This window comes from Paenibacillus sepulcri, assembly GCF_042647105.1.
Taxonomy (GTDB): Bacteria; Bacillota; Bacilli; order Paenibacillales; family Paenibacillaceae; genus Paenibacillus_Z; species Paenibacillus_Z sepulcri.
In genome coordinates this window covers 3,941,375-3,950,000 of sequence record NZ_JBHRUP010000001.1, presented here as the reverse complement: position 1 = coordinate 3,950,000, position 8,626 = coordinate 3,941,375, and the positions used below count along the sequence as shown (strand labels likewise).

Here is an 8,626-nt window from a genome sequence, read left to right as displayed (position 1 = left end):
TATCCAGTTTTCAGGGTGTAACCACCCTTATGATGATCGGTCCATAGCCGAGCCATCCCGTTTGGTAGCAATGGCGAAGGGGAACCACGCGTACCCATCCCGAACACGACCGTTAAGCCCTTCAGCGCCGATGGTACTTGGACCGCAGGGTCCTGGGAGAGTAGGACGTTGCCAAGCACGAGAAGCCGACCGCAGTTCTGTGGTCGGTTTTTTGTTGTTTACTGCTATCTTCCCTGAGTGGTATCTCACCCGGTTTGTTCCTCGCCCTCCAGTGATCCCCACTTCTGGCTATAACTCCTTTACAACTCCATGTATCGGTATGCTCATACTACATATAAGAGCAATGATTGAGGATGATGGGGGGTATTTATTATCATTATGACTATATGGATTAAACGATGCTTGGTCTTGGTGCTATCAGGTCTGATGATATCAGGATGTACAGGATGCAGCGCCAATCATCGAAGCGGCAAGTCATCGGCTGAAATATCGGAAAAGAACCAAGCACAACAAACAATGGAACAATCATCCAGCCGTTCATTATCTACTCACTTTCAATCCCAACGAAAAGAACCTGCTTCTCTCCCCACTGTATTGAATGCTGATCATGAAGAGCAGATTAGAAAGCCAAGCGAACCCGTCAGAGGGATATATGTCTCCGGATGGGTCGCAGGCAGCCGGAAGCACATGGACCGCCTCATTCACCTAATAGATACGACGAATCTGAATGCCATGGTTATCGATGTGAAAAATGACTATGGCGAACTAACGTATCGTTCCAATATTCCGGAAGTACGTACAATGGGAGCGGCCTCTCATCCAGCCATCAAGGATATTCATGCTTTAATCAGCAGGCTGAAATCCAGGAATATTTACTGCATCGGCCGTATTGTCGTGTTCAATGATCCGTTATATGTTCGGAAGAAACCAGAGTTGGCTTTTCAAAAGAAAAACGGTGGTGTTTGGCTTGATCATCAAGGAAAGGCATGGATCGACCCTTATCAACCGGAACCCCGTTCTTATAACATCGCGATAGCAGAGGAGGCGGCCAGCCTCGGATTTGACGAGATCCAGTTTGATTATGTCCGTTTCCCGGATAATGGGGCAAAAGTGGACACGGAAGTGCGGTATGCGGGTATAAATGGCAGCAGCAAGGCTGAGGTTATTCAGTTATTTTTGCAGCAGGCCAAAGATCGTCTTCACTCTGCGGGAGTACGCATTTCGGCGGATGTATTCGGCTTGGTAACATCATCCAGGGATGATATGGGGATTGGACAGTCATGGCCGGCTATAGCGAGCGTTGTCGATGTTATCTCACCCATGACGTACCCTTCCCATTATTCGCAGGGAATGTATGGAATAAACAGTCCTGATCTTCAGCCCTATAAGGTTATTCGCAAGGCCATGGCGGATGCGATGCGGCGCAATAAAGCGTTGAATGCCACCCCCAAAAAACAGGCTGCACAAATCCGCCCTTGGCTCCAGGGCTTTACAGCCACCTGGGTACACCCGCATCAGCGTTATGGGGCGCATCAGATCAATAAACAAATTCAGGCTGCGAATGAGCAAGGTGTAAAAGAATTCCTGCTTTGGAGCTCCAATTGTAAATATGATTATCGTTCATGATTGGAGTATTAAGAGGGCATCGCGAATCCTTGACAGCCCCTAACCCCTCTGCTAATATTGCAATAATATAAGTGAGTCGAATCAATTCATTCACAATAAGAAGCCCGATTTTGAAATATAAGAAAGTATCGATTAGCTCTATACTTTAATTATATTTTTAAGGGAAGGAACATGGCATACCACCGAAAAGGAGAAAAGGCGAGCGTAAGATGAAATGACTTTTCGGCTCGTCTGCGTTAACAATGTTTTCTTGCACAGCGGTGGCCGTTTCTTCCCTCTTTCGGAAACCATTTGAAGGAGGATCATAACAGTGTGGGAAAATAAATTCGCCAAAGAAGGATTAACCTTTGATGACGTTTTGCTTGTACCCCGTAAATCGGAAATTTTGCCGCGGGAGGTTGATGTTTCAGTCAGCCTGAGCGCCAACGTGAAGTTGAATATTCCGCTGATCAGTGCGGGCATGGATACAGTAACGGAATCGGCTCTGGCGATCGCTATGGCCCGTGAAGGCGGTATTGGAATTATCCATAAGAACATGTCCATCCAGCAGCAGGCCGAGGAGGTTGACCGGGTTAAGCGCTCCGAGAGCGGCGTTATCACGAACCCTTTCTCCTTGACGCCTGATCATCATGTCTATGACGCTGAGGAATTGATGGGCAAATACCGGATATCCGGCGTTCCGATTGTAGATGAGAATCAGAAGCTGGTTGGTATTTTGACAAATCGCGATTTGCGCTTTATTCACGATTATTCGATGAAAATCAGTGAAGTGATGACCCATGAGGAATTGGTAACCGCTCCTGTAGGCACTACGCTGCAGCAGGCGGAAGGTCTGCTCCAGAAGCATAAGATTGAGAAGCTTCCGCTGGTTGACGATACCAATACCCTTAAGGGACTTATTACGATCAAGGATATTGAAAAGGCGATCCAATTCCCCAACGCTGCCAAGGATACACAAGGCAGGCTGCTCTGCGGAGCGGCCGTTGGCATAGCCAAGGACACACTGGAGCGCGCTGAGGCGCTTGTACAGTCCGGTGTGGATGTTCTTGTTGTGGACACAGCGCATGGACATCAGATCAACGTGCTGGATATGGTGAGAAAGATTCGTGAGAAATATGAGAATCTTGTTATCGTAGCCGGCAACGTGGCGACGGGTGAAGGTACGCGCGATCTGATCGAAGCCGGAGCATCGGTCGTTAAAGTGGGCATGGGACCTGGCTCGATCTGTACAACACGGATTATCGCCGGTATTGGGGTTCCGCAAATTACAGCTATTTATGACTGTGCCAGTGTGGCACGTGAATATAATATTCCGATTATCGCCGATGGCGGTATCAAATACTCCGGTGATGTTACCAAAGCAATCGCTGCGGGTGCAAGTGCGATTATGATCGGCAGTTTGTTCGCCGGAACGGAAGAAAGCCCGGGCGAGTCCGAAATTTATCAGGGACGGCGCTTTAAGGTTTACCGGGGTATGGGTTCATTGGGGGCAATGAAAGAAGGCAGTAAGGATCGTTACTTCCAGGAGAATGAGAACAAGCTCGTGCCTGAAGGGATTGAGGGACGCGTAGCATACAAAGGACCGCTTGCCGATACGGTACATCAATTGATTGGCGGTTTGCGTTCGGGTATGGGGTATTGCGGAACGAAAAGCATCGAAGAACTGAAGCATGATACACAATTCGTTCGCATCACCAATGCCGGTCTGCGCGAGAGCCATCCGCATGATGTTCAAATCACTAAGGAAGCACCAAATTATTCTCTGTAATCTATCATTAGAGTTATTTAATCATATTGTCAGCTTCGCTTGTTGTAAACCGTGATACGGATCGGATAGAATTCTAGATAGTAGGTTCGTGCCCAGGCAGGAAGATGGTGGGATCACCATTTTCCTGCCTCTCTTTTTTCATGCGCGTTCCATGTGGTACAATAATAGATAGACAATCTACTGGAAGAGGGAGAGAAGACGTTGGAACGGAATAAAAGACCGGTACGTCTCGTATCGGCGATATCCGCATTGTTAGTCGGCTTGCTTTTTACTACGATTATAGGTTCGACGTCGGCTTACGCCGCTGCTGCAAAAGATGCATTCACACCGAATTCACTTGGACTTGAGGTTCAATCGGCCATACTTATTGATGCGGATACCGGTCAAGTGCTTTATCAGGTAGCGCAGGATGAAGTACGCCCCCCTGCCAGTATGACGAAGATGATGTCGGAATATATCGTTTTGGAAGAAATCCAGCAGAAACGTATTAAATGGGACGATATTGTAACGGTAACGAAGGAAGCAGCTTCCACGCCTGCGGATGGATCTCAAATCTACTTGGCTGAAGGCGATAAGCATACGGTAAAAGACTTATATATTGCCATGGCAGTAGGTTCAGCCAATGACGCGACGGTCGCGCTGGCGGACCATATCGGCGGCGGTACCGAGCAGGGATTTGTTCAGAAAATGAATGATACCGCAAAATCGCTGGGGCTGAACTCCGCTCATTTTACAACGGCAACAGGACTGCTCGACACAACGGTGATTTCCGCAGCTGATCTGGCGAAGTTCGCAAGGCTTCTTCTGCAGAAGCACCCGGAATTCCTGGACTATTCTAAAATTCAATCCTATAAATTTCGTGAGCGCGACAAAGAGCCCATGATCAACTGGAACTGGATGCTGGGCAGCAATAAGGATGTGCCGTCCTTTAAGAAATTTGCCTATGAAGGTTTGGACGGAATGAAGACAGGCTACATCGGAGCAGCCGGCTATTGCTTTACGGGAACAGCCAAGCGCGGCGATTTGCGCCTGATTAGTGTTGTCATGGGAACAAGCACCAAGGAAGCCCGTTTTTATGAGACAGCAAAGCTGCTCGATTATGGCTTTAACAATTTTGAAAAGAAAACGGTAGTCGCTCCAAAAACAGTGGTAAAAGATGCGGAAACGGTCAAAATAAACAAAGGCGTTTCGAAAACTGCGCCTATCGTGACAGCGAACGATATCACGTTCCTGGTCAAAAAAGGTGCAGCGCCGCAGATCTCCGCTCCTAAAGTAACCTTGCAGACAGAAGATAAGCTTGTAGCTCCAATCAAGCAGGGGCAGGTTGTCGGAACAGCTACCTATTCGTATAAGGATGCAGATACAGGGGAAACCATTGAAAAGAAGGTTGACCTCATTTCTTCCGAGAATGTTGATAAAGGAAGCTGGTGGCGCCTGATGTTCAGAGCGATCGGCACTTTCTTTGCCGGACTGTTTAATGGGATAGTGGACTTGTTCTAATTTAAGCAAATACCAAGCATTTCACTATGGATTAAATGGTTGTCGATTTTGATTGGATCATGTAAAATAAATGGTTAGAGCTAACTCGGATATTCGAGGGATGAGAACATTATTTTAGGAGGACTCGGGAACATGGAAACAGGAACATCACGTGTAAAAAGAGGCATGGCGGAAATGCAAAAAGGCGGCGTCATCATGGACGTTATGAGCGCCGAGCAGGCCAAAATTGCTGAAGCGGCAGGAGCTACAGCGGTTATGGCGCTTGAGCGTGTGCCTTCCGATATTCGCGCCGCAGGCGGCGTTGCCCGCATGGCCGATCCAACGATTCTCGAAGAAGTTATGAAAGTCGTATCCATTCCGGTTATGGCCAAAGCCCGTATCGGACATTATGTAGAGGCAAGAGTGCTTGAAGCACTCGGCGCTGACTACATTGACGAGAGTGAAGTGCTTACGCCAGCAGACGAAGTGTTCCATATCGATAAACGCGACTTCACTGTTCCCTTCGTAAATGGCGCCAAGGACCTGGGAGAGGCGCTGCGCCGCATTCAGGAAGGTGCAGCTATGATGCGGACCAAGGGTGAGCCGGGAACGGGTAATATCGTTGAGGCGGTCCGCCATATGCGTATTATTACAGGTCAAATCCGTAAGGTGCAAAATCTTGCCAAGGATGAGCTTTATGCGGAAGCTAAAGTGCTGGGTGTGCCTTACGATCTGTTATTAGAGGTTCACGAGACGGGCAAGCTTCCGGTTGTAAACTTCGCGGCAGGCGGTATTGCGACTCCTTCCGATGCTGCACTCATGATGCATCTGGGCGCTGATGGCGTATTTGTAGGCTCGGGTATTTTCAAATCCGACAATCCGGAGAAATTTGCCCGTGCTATCGTAGAAGCAACAACCCATTTCACCGATTACAAGCTGATCGCGGAAGTGTCCAAGAATCTTGGCGCTCCGATGAAAGGTATTGAAATATCCAAGCTTGATCCAGCTCAGCGGATGCAGGATCGCGGTCTGTAAGAGCAGCTAGCCGGTAAAGAAAGAAGGCATAACGAATGAAGATTGGCGTATTGGCGCTGCAGGGTGCTGTTGCCGAGCATATGCGAAGCATTCAGGCAGCTGGCGGTGAGCCTGTTGCGGTCAAGCAGTCCGGGCAGCTGGACGAGCTGGACGGTCTTATTATTCCTGGTGGAGAAAGTACTACGATCGGCAAACTGATGCGCAAGTATGATTTTATGGATGCTATTCGCAGCTTCTCTGATGCCGGCAAACCGATTTTCGGTACATGCGCAGGGCTTATTGTGCTGGCCGACCGGATAGAGGGTCAAGAAGAAGCGCATTTGCAGCTGATGAATATGACGGTGGCGCGCAATGCCTTCGGACGGCAGCGGGAAAGCTTTGAGACGGATTTAGCCGTTATCGGAATTGATGAGCCGGTAAGGGCCGTCTTCATCCGGGCCCCGCTTATTAAGGAAGTGGGCGAAGGTGTTGAGGTGCTTTCCACTTATAACGATGAGATCGTAACCGCAAGACAAGGGCATCTGCTTGTATCTTCCTACCACCCGGAACTTACGGATGATTATCGTCTGCACGCGTATTTTTTGGACATGGTTAAGGAAGCGGCTGCCGAGTCCGCGCGTTAGAAGAGCCGGAGACTGCGAATTCGCAGTCTCTTTGCCAATAGATACGAGTGTTTAATTAGAGAGGGGTTACCTTTTCGTGTTGGATGTTAAATTGCTAAGAAATGATTTTAGTAAAGTTGAACTGGCGCTCAAAAAACGCGGGAAATCTGCCGAGCTCATCAGTGAATTCCCGATTCTGGACACCAAGTGGCGCGATCTGCTGCAGGAAAGCGAGCAGTTGAAAAGCCGCCGCAACACCGTCTCCCAGGAAGTGGCCAAGCTGAAGAAAAGCGGCGGCGACGCAGAAGCCCTTATTGTGGAAATGCGCGAGGTCGGGGACCGGATTAAAGTGCTCGATGAGGAAGTGCGTGTTGTCGAAGCGGAAATTGCCGAGCTGACGCTGGCTATCCCGAATATTCCGCATGAAAGCGTGCCTGTTGGCTCTTCAGAGGCAGATAATGTGGAGATTCGCCGGGTCGGTGAAGTGACGGAGCTGCAGTTTGAGCCAAAAGCCCATTGGGAGCTTGCTCAGGAGCTCGGTATTCTTGATTTTGAGGCAGCCGGCAAGGTAACAGGCTCGCGGTTCGTGTTTTACCGCGGCTTGGGTGCCCGTCTGGAGCGTGCGCTTATAAACTTTATGATGGATTTGCACAGTGACAAGCATGGTTATGAAGAATTGCTTCCACCTTACATCGTAAATCGGGATAGTCTGGTTGGGACCGGTCAGCTGCCGAAGTTCGAAGAGGATCTCTTTAAGCTTGCAAATACCGAGTATTATTTGATTCCGACGGCGGAGGTACCGGTAACCAATATTCACCGCGACGAAATTTTGTCAGTGGATGATCTGCCCAAAAATTTTGTCGCCTACAGCGCGTGTTTTCGTTCGGAAGCCGGCGCTGCCGGGCGCGATACCCGCGGACTTATCCGCCAGCATCAATTCAACAAGGTGGAGCTGGTAAAGCTGTGCAAGCCGGAGGAGTCGCATGCGGAGCTCGAATCGCTGACTCTAAACGCAGAGACTGTGCTTCAGCTGTTAGAACTGCCCTATCGAGTCCTGACGCTCTGCACGGGCGATATGGGCTTCTCGTCGGCCAAGACCTATGATATCGAGGTCTGGCTGCCAAGCGGCGGTACATACCGGGAAATTTCCTCCTGCTCCAACTTCGAGGACTTCCAGGCCCGCAGAGCCAACATCCGTTTTCGCCGCGATTCCAAGAGCAAGCCGGAATTTGTGCATACCCTTAACGGCTCCGGACTTGCTATCGGCCGAACGGTCGCCGCGATTCTGGAGAATTATCAGCAGGCTGACGGCTCGATTATCATTCCACAAATCCTTCGTCCTTATATGGGGGGATTAGAGGTAATCGGCGTACGTACCTGATCTGTTGCCACAGGTCAAAATTGGTGTTGCATATCCATTTTGGCCTGTGGTACAATATATCTTGTGGCCTAAAGCCACATCTTATCTGGAGAGGTACCGAAGCGGTCATAACGGGGCGGTCTTGAAAACCGTTAGGGCGCAAGTCCACGTGGGTTCGAATCCCACCCTCTCCGCCAACTATAAGAAACCAACGCCCGGGCATTTTGCCCGGGCGTTTTTTGCTTTCTCTGCTGATATGCCAAATTTCATAAGAAAATAGCGGGTTTCGCTTTCTTCTTTGTGTCCGCATCTACACCGGAGGGACTGCATAAAAACCGCCCCATGTCGGCATATTATCCGCATGGAGGTGGTAAGGGATGAGTAAACAAGACGAGCTTCAGATGGATCAGCAGCAGTTGGTTGATGCCTGGCAGCGCACGCTTCCGGAGTATGTGAATGAGTCGGATCGTGTGTCTGTTTTGGCAGATGAGGCTGATGAACAGACACTGCGTATTACGTTGGATACCGCAGGCCATCAAATGTACAGCTTTGACTTTAAAGCGACCTATGTGGACAGCCGTGAAATCAAGGTCACATTGATCGATGTGGAAAAAGACGGCCGCTCGGTTGACGAGAGAACGCCGATCATCCAGCAGCTTGTAGAAGATTACACCCGTCATATACATGAATGCGCCCAGGCGCTTCATGTACTGACGAATGCATAGATAGACGATTGCCAGCCATCTGAAGGGGAGG

At 49.4% G+C, this 8,626-nt stretch carries 7 protein-coding genes, 1 tRNA gene and 1 rRNA gene; all 9 read left to right on the top strand.

Going from position 1 to position 8,626, the window contains the following annotated elements:
• Positions 1–60: 60 nt before the first annotated feature.
• Positions 61–177, top strand: a 5S ribosomal RNA gene (gene rrf / locus ACFOLF_RS17460).
• Between the two features lie 201 nt (positions 178–378).
• A complete protein-coding gene (locus ACFOLF_RS17455) occupies positions 379–1,626 on the top strand; it encodes a putative glycoside hydrolase (RefSeq protein WP_210046889.1) in 1,248 nt (415 codons plus the stop codon).
• A gap of 310 nt (positions 1,627–1,936) precedes the next feature.
• A complete protein-coding gene (guaB, locus tag ACFOLF_RS17450; protein ID WP_210046888.1) occupies positions 1,937–3,394 on the top strand; it encodes an IMP dehydrogenase in 1,458 nt (485 codons plus the stop codon).
• Between the two features lie 201 nt (positions 3,395–3,595).
• The gene (locus ACFOLF_RS17445; protein ID WP_379113794.1) at positions 3,596–4,894 is read left to right on the top strand and encodes a D-alanyl-D-alanine carboxypeptidase family protein; all 1,299 of its coding nucleotides are present in this window, start codon (positions 3,596–3,598) and stop codon (positions 4,892–4,894) included.
• Positions 4,895–5,026: 132 nt separating this feature from the next.
• Positions 5,027–5,908, top strand: a complete 882-nt coding sequence (gene pdxS, locus ACFOLF_RS17440; RefSeq protein ID WP_210046887.1) for a pyridoxal 5'-phosphate synthase lyase subunit PdxS — start codon at positions 5,027–5,029, stop codon at positions 5,906–5,908.
• Between the two features lie 35 nt (positions 5,909–5,943).
• Positions 5,944–6,531: a pyridoxal 5'-phosphate synthase glutaminase subunit PdxT gene (pdxT, locus tag ACFOLF_RS17435; protein WP_210046886.1), complete on the top strand. Its 588-nt coding sequence runs from the start codon at positions 5,944–5,946 to the stop codon at positions 6,529–6,531.
• A gap of 76 nt (positions 6,532–6,607) precedes the next feature.
• Positions 6,608–7,891, top strand: a complete 1,284-nt coding sequence (gene serS / locus ACFOLF_RS17430) for a serine--tRNA ligase (RefSeq protein ID WP_210046885.1) — start codon at positions 6,608–6,610, stop codon at positions 7,889–7,891.
• An 87-nt stretch (positions 7,892–7,978) separates the two neighbouring features.
• Positions 7,979–8,067 (top strand) — tRNA-Ser (locus ACFOLF_RS17425).
• Positions 8,068–8,247: 180 nt separating this feature from the next.
• Positions 8,248–8,595 (top strand): hypothetical protein, encoded by a 348-nt coding sequence (locus ACFOLF_RS17420; protein WP_210046884.1) that lies wholly within the window; start codon positions 8,248–8,250, stop codon positions 8,593–8,595.
• Positions 8,596–8,626 lie beyond the last annotated feature (31 nt).

Coding starts and splice junctions, on each gene's coding strand:
- pdxS (WP_210046887.1), top strand. CDS start 5,027: ATGGAAACAGGAACATCACGTGTAAAAAGAGGCATGGCGGAAATGCAA.
- pdxT (WP_210046886.1), top strand. CDS start 5,944: ATGAAGATTGGCGTATTGGCGCTGCAGGGTGCTGTTGCCGAGCATATG.
- ACFOLF_RS17455 (WP_210046889.1), top strand. CDS start 379: ATGACTATATGGATTAAACGATGCTTGGTCTTGGTGCTATCAGGTCTG.
- ACFOLF_RS17420 (WP_210046884.1), top strand. CDS start 8,248: ATGAGTAAACAAGACGAGCTTCAGATGGATCAGCAGCAGTTGGTTGAT.